Origin of the sequence: Fluviicola sp. (assembly GCF_039596355.1) — a bacterium.
Lineage (GTDB): Bacteria > Bacteroidota > Bacteroidia > Flavobacteriales_D > Crocinitomicaceae > Fluviicola.
In genome coordinates, this window is the sequence record NZ_JBCNJW010000008.1 from 169,690 (window position 1) to 191,110 (window position 21,421).

The following is a 21,421-nucleotide window of genomic DNA, read 5'->3' on the forward strand; positions in this document are numbered from 1 at the left end:
TTTAAGGTTTATACTATTTCTGCAGACAGCTTGTTTAAGATGTTGACCAACGGAATTGCGTAGGAGAATTTATTGTTCCCGGCTATAATCATTCCAATTGGATTATTATATTGATCGTAAACACAAGCACCTGAATCCCCTGGAGTAGTTATGCCACTATAGTTATCATCTGATTCACTTTCTTTGATATTTGAAAGAACTATTAAATCAGTCATTTGATAAGTTCCATCAGAATATTTGATTGGTATTGGATTGATTGTTCTATTGTTAATTACATACCCTTTTTTTTCTAGATAACCGCCATTTAATGTGTCATTGCACATAATGCGGACTTGTAATGTTCGGATATCTAAATGAGTTAACTTCTTAACTTTATTTGGAGTAATTTCATAAGTGAAACTACTTGTAGTTGTTTTTATTAATGCAATGTCGAATTGCTTATCATGTAATGCCCAAACAAAATTTCCATTTAGTTTCCCATCGATCATTGCAGGAGTTGGTTTTATTGCACCAAATCTATTAACTCCTTTTCCGGCATTTAGAACATGACTACAAGTCAGCAGTCTTTCTTCACTACCAATCCTAATTTTACAGCAAAGGCTTCCGGATACTCCTGCTCTTTCAGCTACAAAAACCGCGCTGTTCTGACCGACATATACGGAAGCTGTTTCCACTCTGAAAATCACGTTGACGGGAATATTTACCCTTTTACCCTTTCCTATATCTGCATTTACTGAGATGGGAATCTTACCTCTGTCAGAGCCACTAATGTGTATATCAATACAATCTATTAGTTCATCATTTTTCATCAGTTTACCATGCATTGGAGTAGATGTCAATTCTTTATGATGAAATAATTCCTTATTTTGCTCTATGGCGAGGTGAACAATTTCTGATTGTGATTTGGTTAAATATGTATCTAACTGCTCTACCGTTTCAACATCATAAGTCTCATCAGAAGCTAGTTTTCTTTTTAAGTTTTTTATTTGAAGAAGCATATCCAACAAATCATGAAAAAACTTTGATCCGAAGGAAAGAAAAAAGGCGGTTAGGATTAATGAAAGAATTAAAATAATCTTATGTGGATATTGACTCCCTTTCCAAAAAATTACTTCACGGGGATCATTTGCCTGAAACATGCTAAGGATATCTATACCAAGAGAAGAAGCGATTATTAATCCAATAACAAAACTTAACATCGCCACTTCGCGTTCTATCTTATTTTTAAGTTCAATACTTTCTGGTTTTTGCCCTTTTCCTATATTTTTCCAAATACCTTTAATTCCTAATTTAGAAAATAACTGTGCTATCCAAGAGCCTGGACCATAACTACGTACAAATTGAGTCATCTTCTCTACGATCATACTTACGATGAATAGGATAATCGCTATTGTGATTATTGAATCAAGTAGGTCAGTTTTTGGAGTTTCAGTTATACTTTGTTCAGTAGTAGCAAATGTATTTGAGACAGAAACTATTCCTCCGATTAAGCATAGGGTTAGTTTTATCATAGTGTTTTGATATTCAGTGAATAAGTATTTCAAATCAACCACAAAAAACTTGAATATCCAAATTATTTAGTTCGATTATTCATCGATTTTTGCAAAACTCCGCAATGTATTTCTTGATATTACTACGAAATGGTATATGTTTTTAATCCCTGATTTAAAACACAGAGCGGGTGCTTCACCCTTGGAAACACATAAAAAAAGCATTCTTGGTTCGATACACGCCCAAAATAGGTAACAAAAGGTCATCAGAAATGGTGACCTTTTTATTTGTTTGAAGAAGTTTACTCTTATTTTACCAAATTTCTATTGCTTTGTCATAAAGAAAGCGGGCTCTCTTTTGAATCTCGTTTTCATTCCAATCCTCCAGTTCCAAATATGGTGCAAGAGTTTCTATTCCGGCTGAATAGTGTCTCAATCCAGGTTTATTTGCTCTTCCGACCTTCTTTGTTGTCCAATCCGAATCACGAATTGAAGCGTTTAGGGATTGAGTGATAATCGCAAGATTTCCTAGGGTGTACAGGATTCTATTTCGGAAATCTCGTTCTTCTTTAGTTCCCAGTTCCCCCCAATGGTTCTTCCATTTTTTTGGCATCAAGTGTTCAAGACTATACTTGCGCATACCGAGCAATTGAGTTGACTGTCTGTTTCGATTCCTGATCTTGGATTCGAGGAAATAGATAATTCCTGCAGATTGCTTGTTAATCAAATAAGTACTTTTGAATCCATGCTCCAATTCTGAATCATCGGGGAAGTAATTTACTCTATCTGCACTTTTTTCAATGTAATCATAAAAAGCTTCAACAGTCAATACTTCATGAGAAATGAGTCGGTCTGTAAAGAGTTGATTATAGTTCTTAGTGGTAGCGTGAACGACCATTCGGCGCATCAAATAACTTTCTAATGCTTTATACAACTTGTTACGTTCAGATTCTTCACGAACGTGTTTTTGAATGTATAACACGTATGGGATAAGTGTGGTAGTATCCAAACCAAAAATGATCGCATTGATTCTGTCAATACCATAATCAGCGCTCAATTCATGTTCTACAATCTCATAATCAAAACTATCTCTGAAAACCACAGCATAGTCTTTGATTTCACGAAGTATTTCTGTTCTATCAAGTTTGTACTCCTTAATAAGCGTTTTGTAAGATTCAAAAAGCGATTCTACTTTCGAGAATTCAATTTTATCTTCAGTTTTAACCTTCAATGAAGAGTCTTGTATCTTAATTTGTAAGTAAGAATAGAAAAACAAATCAATACAAGTTCTACGCAGTCTTCCGGCAGTCAATTCGTGATCCCAATAGCGTTTTGTTTCTTCATCGTCTCCTTCAAAAATATTACGCCAATATTCATTATACAGATTCAAGTCATCCCGATTAAAAAAGTAGTTCTTTAACAATTCAGCAGTTGTTAAACGAACCCCTAGTGAGTTAATCGTATCGAAAATTTGTTGTTCATCTTCGTTTTCATCCAAATCAATTCCTACAAATAAGATTCTTGACAAAATGATGTTAAAATTGAGTTTATTCGGATCTAAATTTTTCTTAAAGTAATTATATGCGTGAATAATCTTGTCGTGATCGGGACCAGTAAGATCAACCAATTCGGTTAGACTCAATATCTGCTTAAATGAAGCAATATCATTATGATTATGATAGAGTGCAAACTCGTTGTTCAGGAGTTTAAAAATTCGTTCAAATGAGGCATTGTTATCTGTTCTAAGACATAGTACCTTGAAGAAAATATTTAAGGTTGTAAGACGCTGTTGTCCGTCAATAACTGTCCTAACATCTCCTACAGGATTAGACGTATTGGTCGGCTGCTGTTTCAAAATAACTGATCCTAAAAAATAGGGGCGGTTTGAAATACTTACCGCTTCCATGTCTTCAAGTAGCCGTTCCCATTGTTCATCTCCCCAAACATAAGCTCTTTGAAAGAAAGGAATTTCTAAAATTCTATTACCGTTAAAAATATCGTTGATTGTTCGTTTTCCAGCATCCATTGTGTTAGGTATTTGGTTATTTAATTTGTTATGCTCAGTAGGGGCGATGAAGGTACTTTAAATTCGTCAGAAAGGATCACCACTACATTCTTGATTACTTTAGTTTAGAAAATTGTTCAAACTTCTTTATTGATTTTGCCATGCTTCTACCTTCTTCTGAATTTCCTTCGGTTTCTTGTATCAATTGGTAATCCTCGGAGATTTTAAAACAATACACATAGCAAGAACTCTCTACTCCTTTAGATCTAGGATTAAATCCCTGCATACCAAGCTTCTGAAAATACCTCTCTATTTCAACCGCTTCATCTCTAGACTCTGCTTCTGCTTGATAACATGGATCGGTGTCTTTATATCGACCAGCACTAATATGTTCAAAAAGTTCTTCTACTAAAATATTCTCAACGAGTCTCCTTTGCGGATTATTAGTAATTCCGATGTAAAATTCGGGATAATCACCTCCTTGCGAAGTTTTAAAATCTTCAATTTCTTCCTTAATGGTTTCAGTGCTTTTTGACATAGTGGAGTATATTTAATTAAATACAAAGAATTTTATATGGGGTTCCTCGAAACAATTGATGATCTCATGAGTCTCAAATTGTACATGAGTTAAACTTACACTTTTGAGAAAACTACATTGTACATTTTATGAAAATTGTCTTTGTGGAATTTTGCAATATGAACCTAAGATAAAATTCTCAAGGGTTAGCTTATAGTCTTTATCTAATGTACAATACCGCCATAAAACTAGATCAATAACAGATGCTTTTTCTTGAATAGAATCTGAAATATTCAAGCAAAGTTCGTCAGGTGAATTGAACCCTAATATATCTGCTAATCTTAATAAATGACGATCAGGTTTGGCAAAATTTAGTCCAATGTTTTTTGCCAAATGATAGGAAGTGGCTTTTCCCATGTATGGAAAAGTCTGGATGTAAGATATTCCTTCATTAAGAATTCTATGCTTAAGATATTGAAAAGAATTCGATTTGATATAATCAACAATATATAGGATAGCATTGATTTTACCTTCATGATTGAAAACGATCTTTGTTTGCCCCTTAATCTTTTCTCGATTCGCACAAATCCAATCAATAGACTCGAATCCTCTCATAATTTGTTTAACTTTTGGAAATATTTTTTGAACCACACGGTCATTCATTCCACTAGCTATAACTACCCATGAAATCTCTTCCAAGAACTGAGACAAGCTTATATCATTGAATGAAATATTATCTTGCCAATCAATTTCATGAGCGTATCCATTGTCAATTACAATGTTCTTGGCAAAGAAATATGCATGAGATAATTGCGAGGAAAACTCCATACTCTAATTTTATTCTGTGTTTTACGGAGATTAGCAAAAAGGTTTCATTATTTAAGTATTTCATTCCAGGCACGGATATCTTTACTTCCGTCTGCATTTTGCATTTTTCTCGATACTGTACTTAGTGAATCAGAAACCATTTTTCGTTCAATACTATTTGCTGCTTTTAAGTAGTTGTCAACGTGAATAGTTTGCCCAGTTTTATCTTTTATCGGTTCTAAAACCTTTTTACTAGCTTCAGTAAAGAAATGTTTAAGCATCGCTTTTGGAGTCTTATCGCCTGAATAATTTGAAAACACCTCAATTCCAAGTGCTTCTACATGGTATCCTGAAAGTTGTCTTCTTTCCGGAAGAGTCGATATAATAGATTTTGCTAACTTAATTACTGGAATCAATTTACCTGAATTTTTGATGTTGACGTATCGTAAAGTTTCAACAAATTTCTTTGGTTGAATTATCTTAGACCATTCATTTGGATCTGAAGATGATGGAATACGAATTCCATTCCCGTCTTTTAAGGCAGGTAATATCTGAATTGAATATTCAGAAGTGAAATTAATTGTTACAGCCTTTTTTCCAGAAACAATATCTGTATAAGGTAAACTTTCACGAATTCTGTCATAGAAATAATCTTTAACTTCATTAGGGCTTAGATGCATCAATTCAGATTTATTCAGAATTGCCAATGTATCAATATCACTAAGTCCTTCAACAAATGTGTTTTTTGATAGTGATCCACCATACCTTAAATCAATAGTCCCATCGACCCCTAAATTTAGTGCCTGTTTTATTCGTTGAATATGCGTCTGAATTTGATTTGTATCTCTGTCATTCACATTAGATAATAGAGTTCTAATTAAATCAGTCACTTTAATTTCGAAGGCCTGATCTTTAGTTTGCTCTTCACTTCGAATTCTCTTGCTAATTTCATCTGGTGAATTACCACCAGGAAAAAATACACCTCCTGAACCGCCCATATTACTTAAAATTTGATTGAAAAGTTTTGAAATGCTTCTCAAGTATTTTACCAAACCCAGGACCACCTAATTCATCAAATTGTTCAAAATCTTGATACTCGATAAAGTCCTTCATTATATATTTCATTTTCTCGAGATAATATGTGTTTTGAGTAATAGACATCGATTTAACTTTTGCATCACTTACATGAATACCTAAATCAACATTAAGTGCTCCATAATTTGACTGATATATTGCTGAATCGTTGTAATATGAATATTTTAACCACGTTAGTCCATCAAAAATTTCCGCGCCTACTAAAAAATACAATATCGTTGTTATTGGATCTAAACTTCCAAAGATATGTAATGGTGACGAAATACCTGCGTTGTCTAAAGCACGTCTAATTTCAGCTATATTAATCATCCGATTTAAAATCGAACTACCTAATTCTCTTTCAGTTAATCCAATTATCGAAAAACCTGATAAATCCTGGATATTGTCAATGATGTTTTGAACTTTTACAAATTGTTGGTCTTTAGTTTCAGGTTTTATTAAGAAATCTGATAAAAAGTTTGAATGAGTGCTAAATAATGCTTTTGCTGAATCAATTTGATCCTTTAATGAGATTCTATGATTACCATGATCATAACTCACCGCAATTGCAGCTTTATGTTCCGGCCATTTACTTAATACTCTATTCAATTGATTTACATCCCATGCTTTTATGTCATAGTTGAATTTTGATGTTGCCGAAATATCATATCCACCGCCAGTTTCATAACCACCACTATCAATGAAAGTAAGCTCTGTACAAATTGAATCTTCATCAAATGGTATATGACTGTAAAATATATCATAAGCACTTACTAAAAGAGTCTCTGTAAGAAATTCCTTAGCAAACTGAAAGGCATCTGCAACTTCTGAGGTGTCAGGAGCTCTTTTACTTCTTTTCTTTTTAAAGCCATAACCTTTACTTGAAAAAGATGGAACCATTAATGGAGTTTCAAGTCGAACACCTAATGGGTGTTCAATAATATTACTTCTAGCACTCATATATTTTCCTTAAGTCTTTACAGGTTAAACATTCATTACAAGGTTGATCTAAACCAAGTTCACAACTATATGTCAAATGAATTGGAACTTTTTCAAGTGAACAATAATTGGCAATTTCTTTTTTGTTCCAAGTGAGAAAAGGAGCAGCGACTTGTACCAAATCACCACTATATTCTTTAATAATAGATTGAACTTGATTTAAAAAATTCTCACCGCAGTCATAGTAAGTTGTTCCTGAATGAATTCCAATTGCAATTATTCCAAAAGATTTTGAGAAACTCATTAACGCTAAAAAGATAAGTGCGGCATTTCTACCTAGAATAAACCCTTTTGTAATATTAAGTCCGCTTACATTTAGAATATTTAGTTTGCATCCGTAATACTCACTGATTTTTGTTACTGCGTTTAATTCATTCTTGTGAGAGGGTTGTCCAAGATTTAAAAAGACCAGTTCAACTTCAAAACCAAGGTCTTTATAAAATTGAATACAGGCTGTAGAATCTATTCCACCACTTGCAAGAATTAGAACATTATTTTTTTGAGTGACCAATTAATTACATTTTAAATTTGCATTTCAAAAGTTAGTCGGCAGTCCATTTCATATTAACCGTCCATTTCGTATGCTCTCCAATCTTATATGGTGTACTCCTGGACCTATTGTCATATCCTAAAGACTCAATCAATTCCTTGTCTGCCCATTTTATATAATCAGTATCTCCATTATTAAGAAGAGCTTCAAGTTCAATCAATTGTTTTTGAGTCGGTAACAGTTCTAAAACATCGTATTGAAGAATTTCCCAACAATCCCATCCCTTTGCTTTTTTTAACGGAGTTCTAACTCTCCCTACAAATTCATAATTGACGTAAGGGAAGTTTGTAGATGATAGCACTTGACCTTTTACATCAATCAATTCTTCGTAAAATTCACGCCAATGAGATATTTCTCTATCCTCACACGTATTAAACCAATCTATAAATTTGACTGCATTTTTGGCAGGAATGAAGACCGCAAGATCATCCTTTTTCAATCCGTTTGTTGAAAGTTTTAAATCATCCGTTGCTTCAAATTGTTTTAAAATTTGACGGGTTACAGGAAGTCTTTTATATTTTCCGCCGACTGGTTGATAGAAGTTCCAATTAGAGTTCTTTACAAGTAAATATTTATCATTAACCTGTATTCTATAAACGTAAGACATTGAAAATCGGATGTGTTTCCCTCTTATGGCAAGATACCAACTACGAAATACTAGACCTATTCTTTTGTGATGTTTCAAAACATCACCACCTAATTCCACGACAAATAGTATTACAAATAAACCTATACCTTGTCCTAGGAATTCAGATTTTAGACTTGGATTTGTATAGTAGGAAATCCATAAAAAGACTACTGCCGCAAGAATCTGTAATAAGTATTTTACCACTAGTTTTGTAGTTATGTAAGTTCGATGGCAAAATAAAGTATCTCATAATAAAATATCAACCGTATAAATACGGTATTTAATTGCGGAAAACCACATTTCTATCAAAGATTATTAAAAACACTAACTGCCCCAATCCGGTGGGCAGTTAGTGTTTTTTGATCAGCCAACAGTAAATTCAAGAAACTAAAAAATCGAGTTAAGAAGCAATTTTAAGTCGAGATAGCGTTGAATCAAACCCGGAACGGTCTTTAGCACAATATGGTGAATGGTTCGTCTATCAAAAAGTAAACTTTAGCAAATAGGATCATTAAATTGATATGGTCGGAAAATAAGATTCGTCGAAACTGATTTGACTCGAAATAAGGTCGAAACCGAATAAGATTGAAGACATCATAAAATTGAAACTGATTCGTCGATTAAAAAGAAAAGTTAATCAAAAAGGATAATTGAATTAGTCTAGTCGAAAAGAAAGATTCATCGAAATCAATTCGATTGGAATCCGAATAAAGAATTGACTAAAAATACAAATGGAGTAAGACAGGCGTCATTACTCCATTCACTAATCAACCTAACCTAACCACCTAAATCGGTTACAAGATACTATTTCAATCCTATTCCCGATAAAATCTGTGAATTATGTAAGTTTCTGAATAATTGTATAAAGTACTCTAGCAATGGTGTAAAGTTGTACGAACATGGTGTAATGTTCGACTAAACGCAATAGTCTTCTTTGAAAATGAATGAAGTATTGAAGATCTTAATGAAAAACTTTCATTATGAATGATCTAAGCTTATTTAATTCTTTCACAGGAAAGAATTTTTCTCCCAAAAGAAATGGCTCCAATGCAGTCATTTACACGCGTGTTTCCCATGTCTCACAAGAGGAAAATACCAGTCTTGAATCCCAAAAGAAGTATTGTGAGAATTTTGCTGCCAGACGAGGCTTGGAAGTGATCGATTACTTCGGTGGAACCCATGAATCTGCAAAGACAGATGATCGAAAAGAATTCTCCAGGATCTTGACCTTCATTAAGCGCAATAAACAAGTCAATTACATTATCGTCTACTCTTATGAACGCTTTTCTCGGTCCGGCTTGAACGGAGCAAAAATTGCCAGTGATTTGTTGCGGGATCTCAATGTCAAAACACTTGCAGTAACCCAGGAACTTGATCCTACGATCGCATCCGGAATGTTTCAGCAAAACATCTTCTTTCTATTTAGTCAAATGGATAACGATCTGCGCAAAGATAAGACCATTACCGGTATGCGGGAGTTATTACGTAAAGGCTATTGGCCTTTAAATTTACCAAGTGGTTACACGAATTTGTCCCCGGGCAAAGCTATCAATCAGCAACTTGTAATCAACGAAGAAGGTGAAATGATTCGAAAAGCGTTTCTATGGAAGGCTAATGAAAAAATGCGTAATGCCGATATTATAAGAAGATATGAAACTCTGGGGTATAAAATGAAAGAAACTCGCTTGGGATTGATCTTTAAAAATACATTCTACTGTGGAATTATTACGAACAGTTTGATTCCTGGAGAGGTGATTATTGGAAAACATGAACCGCTGGTATCTAGAGAATTATTCCTGAAGGTGAATAACATTGTTGCAAGCAAAAATACACAACCTCTTGTTCATCTTAAATATAACAATGAGTTACCTTTAAAAATCTTCACAAAATGTAAGACTTGTGGAAGGTCCATGACTGGATATTTGGTGAATAAGAAAGGTTTGTTTTATTACAACTGTAATCAAAAAGGCTGTAAGAGTAATAAAAGCGCAAAAAATCTACACAGTCAATTCCAGAGCTTATTGATCGGATTGAAGCTCAACAATGATTTAATGCCGTTGGTTGAAGATGGAATTCGCATTTTGTTTCAAACAATCTTCAAAGAACAGATGGAGGAACAAAACATGATGCAGTCAAGGAAAAATGAAATTCTTCGAAAACTTGAACTGGTTGAAGAGCGGTTTGCAATTGGTGAAATTGACAAGGAAATTTTTGAAAAATACCAAACAAAATACCAGACAGAAATTCAACGTATATCCATTCCAAAGAATAGAGGATCATATCAATTAAAAATCGGCAACTGCATCGAGTTCGCAAAACAGATCAGCCAGGAACCAAAACAATTGTGGGATACAGGCACGATTGATCAACGCACGCGATTACAGTTATTACTATTTCCAGAAGGTGCTACTTATGATCCAAAATTAGGGATACTCGAAGCTGTGAGTACTTGCGAATTTTTCGCTACAGAAATTTCAAAAGGCTTGCACAATACTAGTTCACATCAAAGAAAGTTGCTACCACTTTCAAATTTCACTCCTAGTGAAGTGCTTTTCGGAAGTACGTCTTTAAAACAGAGGTGGACTTATCCGTACATTATTATGAAACTTGAAAAAGCGGATCTTACCCAAGACCTCTATAAAAGCATAGTCGAATTTATGGAGGATTTTTGCCTTTTGGCAGTAAGTGCTTATTTGAATCGGAAGAAAAATAGATCTGATACGATTTTATAAGAACGCGCAGCGAAATAATTACCTAGTAATAACCTGTTACATAACATGAAGTAAGCTGATCACAACATGGAATAACATGGAGTGACTTGGGGTTTTACTGGGTTTCAGGAATTTTTCACTGAATTGTGTAAGATTTACAAGGTTAAATACGTTATAGGATTATGGAAGCAATTCAACCACCTGGAGAACTCTTTTCAAGAGCCTATGTTCGTTTTTATCATTCGTTGAAAAAACGTTATTCATTGGGCATTGAACGGGCTAAAGATAAAACCTATGCAGAGACGTATTACAGGCAATCTTTGTTTAATGAAAATCCTCTGATTCCTCGCTATTCGGTGCTTTATCATTCACTTGTTTCAACCTACCTCCACTTTCAAAAACTAGGTGATTCCGATCCTCTGAAACAAACGTTTGGACATCTATCTGAAATTCGTTCATTGGCGTCTGAAGTGGTTGAACGAACATTCCTTCTCCACACTCAAAAATATGAATCTCCGGACCCGTTGCATTGGCTCTACATTCAGGGAATTGAAGATGCCGGAAAGTCCGTCTTGGAATTGATTGACCAGGAACAGCGGTTAGTCAAGTGCAAGGAACAAAAGATTGTTTTGCTTTTGGCATTGACACAGGCTATTCAGAACTTGTTGGAAGAGTTTACCGTAAAGGAAGGAGAGTCCGAAGAGCTAGTTGATCTGATTCTTCCAGCATCCACGAATAGACTTACCCGTTCTCAACAGGTTTTGATTTTCTACTATGTTTCTCAGTTATTAGGGATCAAGCACAAAAAGAATGTTAGCAAGTCTGCCCATGCACTTCATACTTTTTTAGGCATTCCATACACCCAAATCACCCATTCGGAATTATACAAAAAACTATTGAATCCCTTGACTTTTTCAAGTGAGAAAGCAACAATTCAAAACCTGAAGATTGCTCGGTCCTTTTTTGAGGATTGGGGACTTGCTTCTGCAATTTCCTTGATTGATTCTGACATTGAAAAAGTTAAAAAGACACTTGAATAACAGTTTGTTTTTGTCCCTTTAGATCCTTTGGAGGCTTCAAATGTTAAAACTTAGAAAAAGTTGAATTTTTGGGGTACCCCAATATTTTTTTGTGTTTCGTTTCTGCACTATACTTGCTCTAAGTACGGTTCTAAAGCCGTGAATAAACAAAAAGTATCAACTAATTAAAACACCTTAATCATGGAAACAGTGGTTAAACTCGCGATTGAACGAATGAGCGAGGAAATTGAAAAATTAAAAGCCCAGGTGAACGAACACCAAAGACGCATTACTTTATTGGAAAAGAATGGCAATCGCACACTACCTATTGAACCAATTCCGAACAAAAAAGAAGACGAATTGCTCAATAATCAGCAGGTAAAACGGATTCTGAACATCGGTAAGAATTCCCTCATTAAATTGGTCCGTGATGGCGTACTTGTAGCCATCCGGATGAATGAGCGGACTGTTCGGTTTTCACGGGCTGCAATTATGGAGTATATAGAGCGGAAACAGGGTTCAGCTGTTCATTGAATAAACGACTAACAATACGGCTATCTCAAAATGAGATAGCCGTATTGTTAGTTTAATTCCAGAGATCAAATAAAAGTGATGATTATTCGATTTTTTGGTCTAATACCGAAAACCTCATAAATAGTCGGACAGATAGCAACGTTCTTTAGCGAATATCCAAAGACAAAATATTTATCTGCTCCTTATCTTTGTCGTAAGCTAACTCCACGTACATATTTAAAGAATAGAACTTTTGATCAACCGCGTTTAACTCCTTTCCTGTCTTTGGTTTACTCCCACAAACAGCTAGTTTTCCAGTGGCTGAAATGTTCATGCTGGTATTTTGTCCCAAGATTAGATCCGTCAGAGGAATTTCCTCTGCATTTAGAACTGTAAATTGATCAATTACAGGCATTCGTTCATAAGTTGATCCAGCAGTAATTTTTGAGTTAACAATGTACTTCTGATCATACATTTCTTTGTTTTCAAAAGCTTTGACAACCTGCTCGTTTAGAGCAGTAGTGAATTCTAGCAATAGTTTTGTTTTATCCATTGAATATTTTTGTAAAAGATAATTGAAAATCAACATTGTATTTCAATGCTCTATTTCTTTCCCTAGCCATGTCCCATACTTTTTCCATTCTTCGTAGTGGATACACCACTCAGAAATCCAAGGTATAATCGTAACCAATGGAAGAATCCGGAACGGTGATCGGTCAATTCTTGGATGATATAGGCACAGTGTATCATCCAGGTAAAGATGTGTCTTTGAATGGTGCTTAATCCCATTTATACGGATTCTATCAAAACGATCAACACGTCCGAATTCGTCAATACGTGGCTTGTATTCCAGTGAAACCTCGTATCGATTTCCATTGACAATTAAAACACCAGAACCCCAAATTGCCCCGTTTACGATTCTTACTTTAATCCAGTCAAAATGCTTTTCAACAAGCTCCTTTTCTAGCAAAAGATTCCAGTCTACATTTTTGAAGTAGTCGGCATACATTCTATTCTCCAAAATTGCTGTGGCTCTCATTTTTCACTCCTCTATTTTGCGTAATCAACCCGTTTCTGTCAGTGTAAGCTGCACCACTGAGAATAAGACCATTGGCTTTTGTGAGTTCATCTGTGTCAAAACGGGACATTAATTTAACCTGTTCTCTAAGTGACTCCTTGTATTGTCCTTCACCGAATAAATCAATGTAAGCTTCTCCGCTTTGGTCGAAATCCTGCTTTAGTCGATTCCATTTCGTATGGAAATCCTTGATAAAAGCATAGAAAGCTTCGTAATGCTTGTCTGTCCAGGTATCTGTAAAAACTTCATTCGGATCAACGGGGTTTCTGATCTGGAATTTCTCTCCGGTTCGAACTGATAGGGCATGTTGATCCATGATATTTTGAACAACTTCATCAATCGTATCGTAGATTGATTCTTGACCATTGTAGAATCTGCCCATCAGAGTGGTTAATACGATGCTTGACACTGCATAATCCTTATTGGTGAAATAAATGTCTCGTGCGCGCTTGACTAGCTGTACTCCGCGCTGTAAAGGTAATTTGTTGTAAAGGTCATTTTCAGGAAGCTGTTCCTGGTCAATTTTTGCTTCCAGGAGTAGTTGTTCCGAAAATCGTTTTAACATGGATCGTTCCGCAGAATTTGCAATTCCCAAGAACCATTTTGAAAAACCTTTAGGATTACTGAAAGACCATGAAGCGAGCTTCTTTTCGGGAATTGCTAAACGGTCAGGATCATCAGTTGTTACCATGCAGCCGATTAAAATATCCATGTGGAAATCGTCTTTGTAATTTAAGCGGACGCAACGGTCTTTTTTCTCCATTATGGATTTGTAATACGTGTCACCCTCAAGAGCTTCTACCAAAGCATTGTAAACATCTACCGGGTTATAATTTTCATGCAATACATGGATATGCAGGACAATATCTAAATCAAAATCGTCCCCATTGATTGGTTTTACTGTCGTGCCAATTCTCTTAGAACCCTGCACGTAAAGTTCGATTTCTACACCCGCAAAAAATGCTTCATCCTTCTTCAGTAATTCGAATACTGCATTGTACGCAGTTACCATACGTTCGGCGCGAGTTGGGTTCAATTCCAACTGGTGTGCAATACGGGCAAGTAGTTCTTCCCGCTGAATCTCGTAGTTTTTAAAAATTTTTGTCATCACTTTATTTTTGATTGATTGTGTATTTTGTATGCTCACCTATGCGAGCGATTTGCTGACCGTCTTTCATTAATCGTAGTTGCTCTATGTCAGAACTTTCAACGATTGCATATCTACCTGGAACGAATTTTTCACCTTCCGCCAGTTCTATCAAAGCAGTTTCCTGATCCGGGGTCGGCAATAGCTCTACAATATCGTAGATGAGAACTTCGTAGCATTTGTGGTGGTCGCTCCATTTAAGATGTTTTGAATAACGCCCGATTTGCTTGTACTTGATTTTTCTGAAGATTTCTCTGTCAAGAATAGCTGTGTCTACTAGTTCTTCAATGAATTCTCTGTTTGCGCTTGTTTCACGCTCCATTCCTTCTTCGAACCATTTTACGACATTAATGACGTGCTTCCCATCAACACAAAAACGAAGGTCTCCATCACTTGTTCGATCAACACCTACACCTCTGGTTGGGCAATCCGGCATATGCCCCCAAGATTCAAAAAGATGATCTGCGCCATAGCGTTTATACACACCTCCTACAGGCTGAAGCTGGTTCTCAATTCGTCTGTTAAAGACCAGTAAATACTTGTTTGAATGCGGAATTCGTATTCTGTACAAGTAGCTAATTGAGAATCTTATTTTTTGTTTGCGGTACTTTCCAAATCTGGTTTGGAAGTAGAGTTTAAGAGTCTTTCTGTTTTTCCAAAATGTTGGGACTCCTTTTGTTAAGAAAAGTTTTAGTAGAAATTCAATCATACTGATTAGCATTTTGTTTTTGTTATCGTTCACCCTTTTTTTCATTGGTTACTCCTTTGTACTTACCTCCGGTTATCTTTACTCCCACGAATTGTCCTGTTTTCTTGTCGCGCTTCGTGTAAAGTCCTGTCTGCGGATTCAATACCTGTGAGCGGTTTTTCACCGCTCCTTTTCGAGAATTATCTCCAGTTGGATCATTTTTTGCCATTTTTTACTTTATTTGCATTAATTAATTCGGTCTCTTACCCTTCATACTAAAAACGATAGTCGTTTGGTTTACAGGTAATATGACCACTATTCACCCCCTATACTAAAATCGATACTATCGTTTTTGGTATTAATAAGAAAAGCATGGATGACTTGACCGTATCGGAAGAAATAAAAAATAGCTCCAGTACTGATTTGATAGATTACATGGCTATGAAAAAGGATTTTCCTGAACAAGCCAGTGAAGCTTTTGAAGTGTTTTGTCTGCGATTTCAAGGCGAAGTATTCAGAATGGCTGAAATTGCATGCAATAAATGGAATTACAACGAAACCGTTGCTCTGGATATAGTTAACTGCACCTTTGAAAGAGTCTGGAAGTATCCATCATTCAATCCAAAAAAATCCAAAGCGTCTGATGAAAGCAAAGGAATTCAATTTTGGCTGAATGGAATCATAATGACCCAACTAGCAAACCAATATAATAATGGTACTTGTCATGAACCAACGGACGAAGAAGATTTGTCCATAATTACCAGTACTGAAGAATTAATCGATTACACATGCAGCGGGGATGTCGAAAGAAAAAAAGACCTTCGGCAAGTACTTGATGTATTGGAAAAAGGTTTAGCACTACTGGATGAAAAACACCGTATTATCTACCTTACGTACAAAGCTTATGAGAAACCAAAAAAACGTGTTCCGAGGTCAGTCTTGGAAAAACTTCGTATTACACTGAATCTGACTCAGAGCAGTGTGAAAGTATATAAAAATGAAGCTTACAAAACAATTGAAAATTACCTGAACAACTATGGCAAATAATAAAAATCAAACCTTCGTTGTCAATGCTGATAACTGGGATGAAATGCTGGGGTCTGCGGGCTATTTATTACCGAGTAACGAACTAGAGTTGCTCCGGTTCAACAAATTATATGATGACTATGTATTCAAATTAGCGAATGCAAAAGTTGATGTAAAAGGAATTCTTGCAGGAAGGTATAAATGCCAACACGAACCGACCAAAATTATTCAGATAAACCAACAAGAAATTGGAGAATTGAAAATGGTTGCAAGAAATGGAGATATAACCATCCCTGATGATATTCTCTCTAAAATGAAAGCTAAACATCGCAAGAAGGATGACGACGGTAAAAAATAGCTCTGATTTACTTATCAAACAACTGGCAGAATCGATCTCAGGTTTACACGATGATCGTGCGACTCTGCTTGAATCAATAATCGAAGACGAGGGAATCGAATTATTCTATGATGATTATGGCAATAGCTTTGATGGAATGACCTTTTTCGATGATGCGTTTTACATGCATCTTAATGAAAGCAGAGGAAACAAAAGCGGAACAGCAAGAGGGCGATTTACTTTGGCCCATGAACTCGGGCATTATTTTATTGAGAACCACAGGGTCGGTCTTGTAAATGGATTGTTAAAACCTCATGGTTCAATGAGCAAACCAGAACGATTTGATCGGATAGAGCGCGAAGCAGATTATTTCGCTGCCTGTCTTTTGATGCCAGAAAATGATTTCAAAAAGGAAGTGCAAGGGAAAAAGTTCGACTTTTCTGTTTTAGAACAACTAAGAATTTCATTTAACGTAAGTCTGACTGCTGCTGCACTCCGGTATAAAGACATTGGTAATAATGAAATTATGATCGTATATGCAGTTGATGGTAAGATTAAATGGAAATTCGAAAGCGAACGATTTCCATATAAATTCTTAGCAGAAAAATATCCTGCCATCCCTGAAAACACATTAATGGATCAATGTTTTAAAGGTAAATCTACCGCTGGAATAACCACAGATGTATGGGCAGTAGAATGGTTCAATAATGTTTCGCAGCAAAGCTTACAGAAAAAGTTTAAAGAGCATTGCATTATGCATGAAAATAAAGCACTAAGTGTTATTTGGCAAGCATGAATTTCTTAATGAGATTATAAGTTGCTTCATAAATAAATCTATGAATTAACCTCAAAAGCGATCTTGATTCCGGATCGCTTTTGTGTTTTTTTATATTCCTAAACTAACCGAATCGGAAAATCATCGAGTTTATCTTCCATATAAATTCGGAGTATCTTAACCAGCAAAGCTGCATTATCAATCAATGAGATTTTGTTGTATTTGAAAATCTCACTACTTCCTAACCCTTTGAAATCCGATTCCACCGCTGAATTGGAATGTCCGGTTATTTTACTCAATACCGTAATCGGAATATAGCTCATTAAATTAGTCACAAATGATCTGCGCCCGATATGGGAGCTAATCAGTTGAAACAGCTTTTGGGTTGTTAGTTCTTTCTTACCAAAGGAGTTCGTGTGAGAGAGTGTAATTTCTTCTTTTAATCCTACGCTTTCAGCAATATCCCGAGCAAGTGAATTAAACCTTTGCATGATCATGGGTTCTGCAACTCCACCATTTGCATCAAATGCTTCCTGTAATGGCTTTAGAATTGGTACTACAATCTCTGTATCGGTTTTGGTAGTCAGATAACGAGCGTAATAGAACGTTACATCGTTTTTCGAATACAAGTATTCCGGTTTGACTTTATGAACGTCAGAGTATCTGCAACCTGTAAATAGGAGTGTAAGCAAAATCAATTTTGCATTAGCGAGTTCTTTAGTTGGGGGTTCATAACCCATGATTTTTTGAATCTGTCCAAATTCAAGATAGATTTTATCTTCTGTAACACTACGCAGTTTATCTGTAGTTCGTAGTTCCTTAGTTGGATTGAATATGTTGTTCAATTTATATTTTCGGGCAATTCTATTCAGAACGGATTTAAACGTTTTGTATGCATTGTAAACAGAATTGATTCGAGTAACACGTTCCCGGATCGTATTCATGAAGCTGATATACAATTCTTCATTCAGATCACTACTATACAATTGTTTCCCAATCTTAGTTTCAAATTCATTCAAACGATTCGCGAGTACTTTGTAGCTGTTCTTTGTTCCTTGTTTGATTCCCTGTTCATGCAGGATTTCATTTTCTATGAAATCTACAATCCGAACCCGTGTTACAATTGCTTGTTCTTCTTTCTTTTTGATCTTAACGTCCAATTCTTGTTTCAAGCGTTCGGGAGTTACTGTTTCTGTTGTGATCAGATAGTTGAAAATATCCGTTGCTTGTTTTTCGATTTGAAGAAGTGTTGCACGTTTAGATTTATCCCTAGGAAGTTTTTCTTCTTCATTCCACTCAGATTTCTTAACTTTAACTCCGGTATAATAGCGAAGCGGTTTATACACATACGTTTGTTTCATCGCATCGAACTCTTTGTACCCGAAGTTCATTACAGCTAATACAGGAATTTCTCCTTGAACTCCTGTTTTTAGTATGAAATTGATCTTTAATTTCATGGTGATTCATTTATTTGGTTGATTCAAACGTATAAGTAATAACTCACAGTTTGGGTACTAAAAAGGGTAGGAAAATTGGAGGTTTGACCCCCAATTCCCCTAAATTCTTCTTAGTTCCTTTCCATACAACGAAACTGCTGAATCCTTTATTGTGACTGGGCTATAGAGATCCCAAAGGATTTAAAAGATTTTGGCTATTTGTCCTATGTGGTTTATCTAATTCCCGCTGATTTCGCTGATTAATCCTTAATGAATTCTAAGCTATGATGTAATACCATTTAGATCTGTTTTACTCTTTTAACCCTAAAGGCCTTTGCAGTTCAATAATGTTATCCGATTTAATTTCGGAAATCAATGATCGGTGGTGTTTTGGAGGTTGTGGGATTCATATACAATGCTTCTTCAGCTACAATATCTACCTCTACAGTTGCAAATCGGGGATCGCGCTCAATGATCCGGTCGATTCCCTGTGCTACGCGCGCTATCAATTGTTCCTTATCAGGCAATGAAGCTTGTGGTTTCACCAATAAAAAGCGCAGTTCGGTGAGCAGTTCTGTTTTCAAAGACAACTGAATCTGGAAACAATCCACATCGTGCATCAAAGGTTCAAAATCATGCAGGAAATAGGCACTTTCATGGAGGGAAAAAGACTTTTGTTCGCGTTCTTTCAGCAGTACTACCGGCCGGCCGTTTTCCTCCGTCAATTTCCCGATATCACCCATCCGGTAACGGAACAGCGGGAAGCGCTTTCGGATCAGGTTCGTCACTACAATTTCTCCATATCCATCTACATCCGGATTGAAAATTTCGATCACAATGTCTTCCAGGAAATGAAAGGCCCGCGGATTCTGGTCGTAATGCGCCCAGCCCCAAATTCCTGTTTCGGTTGAGCCGTACATGGAATAAATGGTGTTGCACTGAAATACTTCCGCAAGCGTTTCCTGTTGTGAAGGAAGCAGGAACTCCCCGGCAAAGAGCACGCTTTCAAAGTGACACGTTATTCCTTCTTTCTGCAAAAACTTGGCAAATAAGACCAATTTGGAAGGCGTTCCGATTATCGTATTGGCCCGGAAGCCGATGCTCGTTGAAACCATTGTTTCGTAGGTCGCATTGGCGCTCAAAGCCAGCGTAGTTGCCGAACACCTGTCCAGTATATCGTCCATGATGGAAGCGGTGCGGTACATATCGCCGTAGCTGAAAACGTTCAGCGCAATGGTGCGTGAAGAGAAAACTCCGTTTGCAACCAATTCGTTTGCCAACAACTGGCGTTGTTCCAGATTTTCCCGGATATCTACCGGAAACACCAACGGCTTCTGTGTAGATCCGCCGGAACGCACCAAATACACTCCTTTTTCTTCTTCAGCTAAATGGAATTTGTCGGCCAATGTGTCTCGCAGGACTTGTTTATCGATTACCGGTGCGGCTGAAAAATCGTCAATTCCTTCGTAATGAGCACTCCACAAACGGGATGCTTTGACGTGCTGAAAATGCGCTTTTAAACCTGCTGTGTTCATATTGGTGTTGTTTTAAACTTTATCTTAAGATTTTGAGAATTCCAGTAATTTTTCCCCCAAATACGCAAATGAATGCTCGCCTACCGGAATCGCCAAAGAGTTGTCGTCATAGTGTTCAGGAGTGCTGAACAGCCAATTTATCGGAATTCTTATGTCACCTTTTAAGGTGTTTTACTCAGTAAGAAATAGTACAATTGGCGCGGGAAAAGTCCGGCATGCCGGATCACGAAGCGGATTTTCTGTCTTCGGGAACTCAAATTTTCGAACGCGTGTGCAATCCATCTGGCTCCTACAACGCCCATCAGTAATTTGTCGTAACGGTCGTTGCTGTTTTTGTAACGAACCAACACTGGCGGAAGTACTAATTCCCGGCTGCTTCGGTATTTTTTCCGGGATAAACTCCCTTCCACTTCCCGCACACGAAGCTGATCTCCCATGAGCATGCCCACTTTCGAATCCGGATCGTTCAGCACGACTTTCAAAACCCGGTACCAAAAATCAATTCCTTCGTAGAAGCGTACATTTTCGTCAAAACGGACGGTTTCCATCCATTTTCGTTTCGCGATCACATTACTTCCCACCCCCATCACGAAATGACGCGAAGTCACTGTTTTCAAGGGATGTTTCATGCGGTAAGCATCCGTTTCCACTTCTTCCAGATCGGGTGCTATTTTCCGGAAAGCCGGGTAGCGGACATGACTTGGAAACAATTGAATGCCGAGTACCACAAAATCCATTCCCTCTACCGCGATCAATTGCGTCGCTTTTTGGATGAGTTCGGGGGCATACACATCATCTGCATCGATAAAACTGACGATGTCACCGCTTGTTGTGGAAAAACCGAGGTTGCGGGCATAACTCACACCACGGTTCTCTTCCAACGCAATCAGTTCAACACGCACACTACGGAACCGTTCCGGAACCTGCTCCAAAAAACGAGCAGCCAGTTCCAGGCTTCCGTCCGTACTTTGATCGTCTACAATAATCAATTCGTAAGGCAATACCGTTTGATCCACAATGGATTGCAGTGTTTCACACACATAAGGTGCTTTGTTGTGCAAGGGAATGACGATGGAATACTTCATC

At 36.6% G+C, this 21,421-nt stretch carries 22 protein-coding genes; 6 read left to right on the plus strand and 16 right to left on the minus strand.

Going from position 1 to position 21,421, the window contains the following annotated elements:
* Window positions 1–8 precede the first annotated feature (8 nt).
* The 8 genes from ABDV94_RS14895 to ABDV94_RS14930 all read right to left on the minus strand — a co-directional run bounded on the left by ABDV94_RS14895 (window position 9) and on the right by ABDV94_RS14930 (window position 8,274).
* The gene (locus ABDV94_RS14895; RefSeq protein WP_343748001.1) at window positions 9–1,511 is read right to left on the minus strand and encodes a hypothetical protein; all 1,503 of its coding nucleotides are present in this window, start codon (window positions 1,509–1,511) and stop codon (window positions 9–11) included.
* Window positions 1,512–1,803: 292 nt separating this feature from the next.
* Window positions 1,804–3,516, minus strand: a complete 1,713-nt coding sequence (locus ABDV94_RS14900) for a DUF262 domain-containing HNH endonuclease family protein (protein ID WP_343748002.1) — start codon at window positions 3,514–3,516, stop codon at window positions 1,804–1,806.
* A gap of 94 nt (window positions 3,517–3,610) precedes the next feature.
* Entirely contained in the window at window positions 3,611–4,033 is a 423-nt protein-coding gene (locus ABDV94_RS14905) for a GIY-YIG nuclease family protein (protein ID WP_343748003.1), read from the minus strand.
* Window positions 4,034–4,159: 126 nt separating this feature from the next.
* Window positions 4,160–4,840: a hypothetical protein gene (locus ABDV94_RS14910; RefSeq protein ID WP_343748004.1), complete on the minus strand. Its 681-nt coding sequence runs from the start codon at window positions 4,838–4,840 to the stop codon at window positions 4,160–4,162.
* A 47-nt stretch (window positions 4,841–4,887) separates the two neighbouring features.
* Window positions 4,888–5,817, minus strand: a complete 930-nt coding sequence (locus ABDV94_RS14915) for a CBASS oligonucleotide cyclase (protein ID WP_343748005.1) — start codon at window positions 5,815–5,817, stop codon at window positions 4,888–4,890.
* A gap of 1 nt (window position 5,818) precedes the next feature.
* Complete coding sequence (locus tag ABDV94_RS14920) at window positions 5,819–6,853, minus strand: hypothetical protein (protein WP_343748006.1); 1,035 nt, start codon at window positions 6,851–6,853, stop codon at window positions 5,819–5,821.
* Window positions 6,843–7,403: a 7-cyano-7-deazaguanine synthase gene (locus tag ABDV94_RS14925; RefSeq protein ID WP_343748007.1), complete on the minus strand. Its 561-nt coding sequence runs from the start codon at window positions 7,401–7,403 to the stop codon at window positions 6,843–6,845. Before ABDV94_RS14925 ends, ABDV94_RS14920 begins: the two co-directional genes overlap by 11 nt.
* Window positions 7,404–7,434: 31 nt before the next feature.
* Window positions 7,435–8,274, minus strand: a complete 840-nt coding sequence (locus ABDV94_RS14930) for a hypothetical protein (protein ID WP_343748008.1) — start codon at window positions 8,272–8,274, stop codon at window positions 7,435–7,437.
* A gap of 776 nt (window positions 8,275–9,050) precedes the next feature.
* On the opposite strand from ABDV94_RS14930, the gene ABDV94_RS14935 reads away from it, so the two are divergent.
* From ABDV94_RS14935 to ABDV94_RS14945, 3 genes are all read left to right on the plus strand, one after another.
* Entirely contained in the window at window positions 9,051–10,802 is a 1,752-nt protein-coding gene (locus tag ABDV94_RS14935) for a recombinase family protein (protein WP_343748009.1), read from the plus strand.
* A 161-nt stretch (window positions 10,803–10,963) separates the two neighbouring features.
* Complete coding sequence (locus tag ABDV94_RS14940; RefSeq protein ID WP_343748010.1) at window positions 10,964–11,821, plus strand: hypothetical protein; 858 nt, start codon at window positions 10,964–10,966, stop codon at window positions 11,819–11,821.
* A 180-nt stretch (window positions 11,822–12,001) separates the two neighbouring features.
* Window positions 12,002–12,334, plus strand: coding sequence for a helix-turn-helix domain-containing protein (locus tag ABDV94_RS14945; protein WP_343748011.1), 333 nt, complete (start codon window positions 12,002–12,004; stop codon window positions 12,332–12,334).
* Window positions 12,335–12,479: 145 nt separating this feature from the next.
* On the opposite strand, the gene ABDV94_RS14950 is transcribed toward ABDV94_RS14945, so the two are convergent.
* The 5 genes from ABDV94_RS14950 to ABDV94_RS14970 are packed head-to-tail and all read right to left on the minus strand — an operon-like array spanning window position 12,480 to window position 15,455.
* On the minus strand, window positions 12,480–12,866 hold the full coding sequence (locus ABDV94_RS14950) for a hypothetical protein (RefSeq protein ID WP_343748012.1): 387 nt from the start codon (window positions 12,864–12,866) through the stop codon (window positions 12,480–12,482).
* A gap of 42 nt (window positions 12,867–12,908) precedes the next feature.
* On the minus strand, window positions 12,909–13,352 hold the full coding sequence (locus ABDV94_RS14955) for a hypothetical protein (protein WP_294860512.1): 444 nt from the start codon (window positions 13,350–13,352) through the stop codon (window positions 12,909–12,911).
* The gene (locus ABDV94_RS14960; RefSeq protein WP_343748013.1) at window positions 13,324–14,499 is read right to left on the minus strand and encodes a nucleotidyltransferase; all 1,176 of its coding nucleotides are present in this window, start codon (window positions 14,497–14,499) and stop codon (window positions 13,324–13,326) included. Before ABDV94_RS14960 ends, ABDV94_RS14955 begins: the two co-directional genes overlap by 29 nt.
* A gap of 4 nt (window positions 14,500–14,503) precedes the next feature.
* Entirely contained in the window at window positions 14,504–15,247 is a 744-nt protein-coding gene (locus tag ABDV94_RS14965; protein WP_343748014.1) for a hypothetical protein, read from the minus strand.
* Window positions 15,248–15,269: 22 nt separating this feature from the next.
* Window positions 15,270–15,455 carry a hypothetical protein gene (locus tag ABDV94_RS14970; RefSeq protein WP_343748015.1) on the minus strand — a complete coding sequence of 62 codons (186 nt, stop codon included), beginning with the start codon at window positions 15,453–15,455 and terminating at the stop codon, window positions 15,270–15,272.
* A gap of 143 nt (window positions 15,456–15,598) precedes the next feature.
* On the opposite strand from ABDV94_RS14970, the gene ABDV94_RS14975 reads away from it, so the two are divergent.
* From ABDV94_RS14975 to ABDV94_RS14985, 3 genes are read left to right on the plus strand one after another with little or no spacing between them, the layout of a single operon-like run.
* Window positions 15,599–16,273 carry an RNA polymerase subunit sigma gene (locus ABDV94_RS14975; RefSeq protein WP_343748016.1) on the plus strand — a complete coding sequence of 225 codons (675 nt, stop codon included), beginning with the start codon at window positions 15,599–15,601 and terminating at the stop codon, window positions 16,271–16,273.
* The gene (locus ABDV94_RS14980; RefSeq protein WP_343748017.1) at window positions 16,263–16,610 is read left to right on the plus strand and encodes a hypothetical protein; all 348 of its coding nucleotides are present in this window, start codon (window positions 16,263–16,265) and stop codon (window positions 16,608–16,610) included. The genes ABDV94_RS14975 and ABDV94_RS14980 overlap by 11 nt, the downstream gene beginning before the upstream one ends.
* Window positions 16,591–17,385 (plus strand): ImmA/IrrE family metallo-endopeptidase, encoded by a 795-nt coding sequence (locus ABDV94_RS14985; protein ID WP_343748018.1) that lies wholly within the window; start codon window positions 16,591–16,593, stop codon window positions 17,383–17,385. The genes ABDV94_RS14980 and ABDV94_RS14985 overlap by 20 nt, the downstream gene beginning before the upstream one ends.
* A gap of 98 nt (window positions 17,386–17,483) precedes the next feature.
* On the opposite strand, the gene ABDV94_RS14990 is transcribed toward ABDV94_RS14985, so the two are convergent.
* From ABDV94_RS14990 to ABDV94_RS15000, 3 genes are all read right to left on the minus strand, one after another.
* The gene (locus tag ABDV94_RS14990) at window positions 17,484–18,821 is read right to left on the minus strand and encodes a hypothetical protein (RefSeq protein ID WP_343748019.1); all 1,338 of its coding nucleotides are present in this window, start codon (window positions 18,819–18,821) and stop codon (window positions 17,484–17,486) included.
* Between the two features lie 338 nt (window positions 18,822–19,159).
* The gene (locus ABDV94_RS14995) at window positions 19,160–20,335 is read right to left on the minus strand and encodes a hypothetical protein (protein ID WP_343748020.1); all 1,176 of its coding nucleotides are present in this window, start codon (window positions 20,333–20,335) and stop codon (window positions 19,160–19,162) included.
* 161 nt (window positions 20,336–20,496) lie between these two features.
* Window positions 20,497–21,420, minus strand: a complete 924-nt coding sequence (locus tag ABDV94_RS15000) for a glycosyltransferase family 2 protein (RefSeq protein WP_343748021.1) — start codon at window positions 21,418–21,420, stop codon at window positions 20,497–20,499.
* Window position 21,421: the final 1 nt, after the last annotated feature.

Excerpts from the sequence above, each read along its gene's own strand:
- ABDV94_RS14940 (WP_343748010.1), top strand. The coding sequence starts at position 10,964 with ATGGAAGCAATTCAACCACCTGGAGAACTCTTTTCAAGAGCCTATGTT.
- ABDV94_RS14920 (WP_343748006.1), bottom strand. The coding sequence starts at position 6,853 with ATGAGTGCTAGAAGTAATATTATTGAACACCCATTAGGTGTTCGACTT.
- ABDV94_RS14900 (WP_343748002.1), bottom strand. The coding sequence starts at position 3,516 with ATGGATGCTGGAAAACGAACAATCAACGATATTTTTAACGGTAATAGA.
- ABDV94_RS14910 (WP_343748004.1), bottom strand. The coding sequence starts at position 4,840 with ATGGAGTTTTCCTCGCAATTATCTCATGCATATTTCTTTGCCAAGAAC.
- ABDV94_RS14990 (WP_343748019.1), bottom strand. The coding sequence starts at position 18,821 with ATGAAATTAAAGATCAATTTCATACTAAAAACAGGAGTTCAAGGAGAA.
- ABDV94_RS14965 (WP_343748014.1), bottom strand. The coding sequence starts at position 15,247 with ATGATTGAATTTCTACTAAAACTTTTCTTAACAAAAGGAGTCCCAACA.
- ABDV94_RS14970 (WP_343748015.1), bottom strand. The coding sequence starts at position 15,455 with ATGGCAAAAAATGATCCAACTGGAGATAATTCTCGAAAAGGAGCGGTG.
- ABDV94_RS14960 (WP_343748013.1), bottom strand. The coding sequence starts at position 14,499 with ATGACAAAAATTTTTAAAAACTACGAGATTCAGCGGGAAGAACTACTT.
- ABDV94_RS14895 (WP_343748001.1), bottom strand. The coding sequence starts at position 1,511 with ATGATAAAACTAACCCTATGCTTAATCGGAGGAATAGTTTCTGTCTCA.
- ABDV94_RS15000 (WP_343748021.1), bottom strand. The coding sequence starts at position 21,420 with ATGAAGTATTCCATCGTCATTCCCTTGCACAACAAAGCACCTTATGTG.
- ABDV94_RS14980 (WP_343748017.1), top strand. The coding sequence starts at position 16,263 with ATGGCAAATAATAAAAATCAAACCTTCGTTGTCAATGCTGATAACTGG.
- ABDV94_RS14905 (WP_343748003.1), bottom strand. The coding sequence starts at position 4,033 with ATGTCAAAAAGCACTGAAACCATTAAGGAAGAAATTGAAGATTTTAAA.
- ABDV94_RS14995 (WP_343748020.1), bottom strand. The coding sequence starts at position 20,335 with ATGAACACAGCAGGTTTAAAAGCGCATTTTCAGCACGTCAAAGCATCC.
- ABDV94_RS14955 (WP_294860512.1), bottom strand. The coding sequence starts at position 13,352 with ATGAGAGCCACAGCAATTTTGGAGAATAGAATGTATGCCGACTACTTC.
- ABDV94_RS14975 (WP_343748016.1), top strand. The coding sequence starts at position 15,599 with ATGGATGACTTGACCGTATCGGAAGAAATAAAAAATAGCTCCAGTACT.
- ABDV94_RS14935 (WP_343748009.1), top strand. The coding sequence starts at position 9,051 with ATGAATGATCTAAGCTTATTTAATTCTTTCACAGGAAAGAATTTTTCT.
- ABDV94_RS14950 (WP_343748012.1), bottom strand. The coding sequence starts at position 12,866 with ATGGATAAAACAAAACTATTGCTAGAATTCACTACTGCTCTAAACGAG.
- ABDV94_RS14915 (WP_343748005.1), bottom strand. The coding sequence starts at position 5,817 with ATGGGCGGTTCAGGAGGTGTATTTTTTCCTGGTGGTAATTCACCAGAT.
- ABDV94_RS14945 (WP_343748011.1), top strand. The coding sequence starts at position 12,002 with ATGGAAACAGTGGTTAAACTCGCGATTGAACGAATGAGCGAGGAAATT.
- ABDV94_RS14985 (WP_343748018.1), top strand. The coding sequence starts at position 16,591 with ATGACGACGGTAAAAAATAGCTCTGATTTACTTATCAAACAACTGGCA.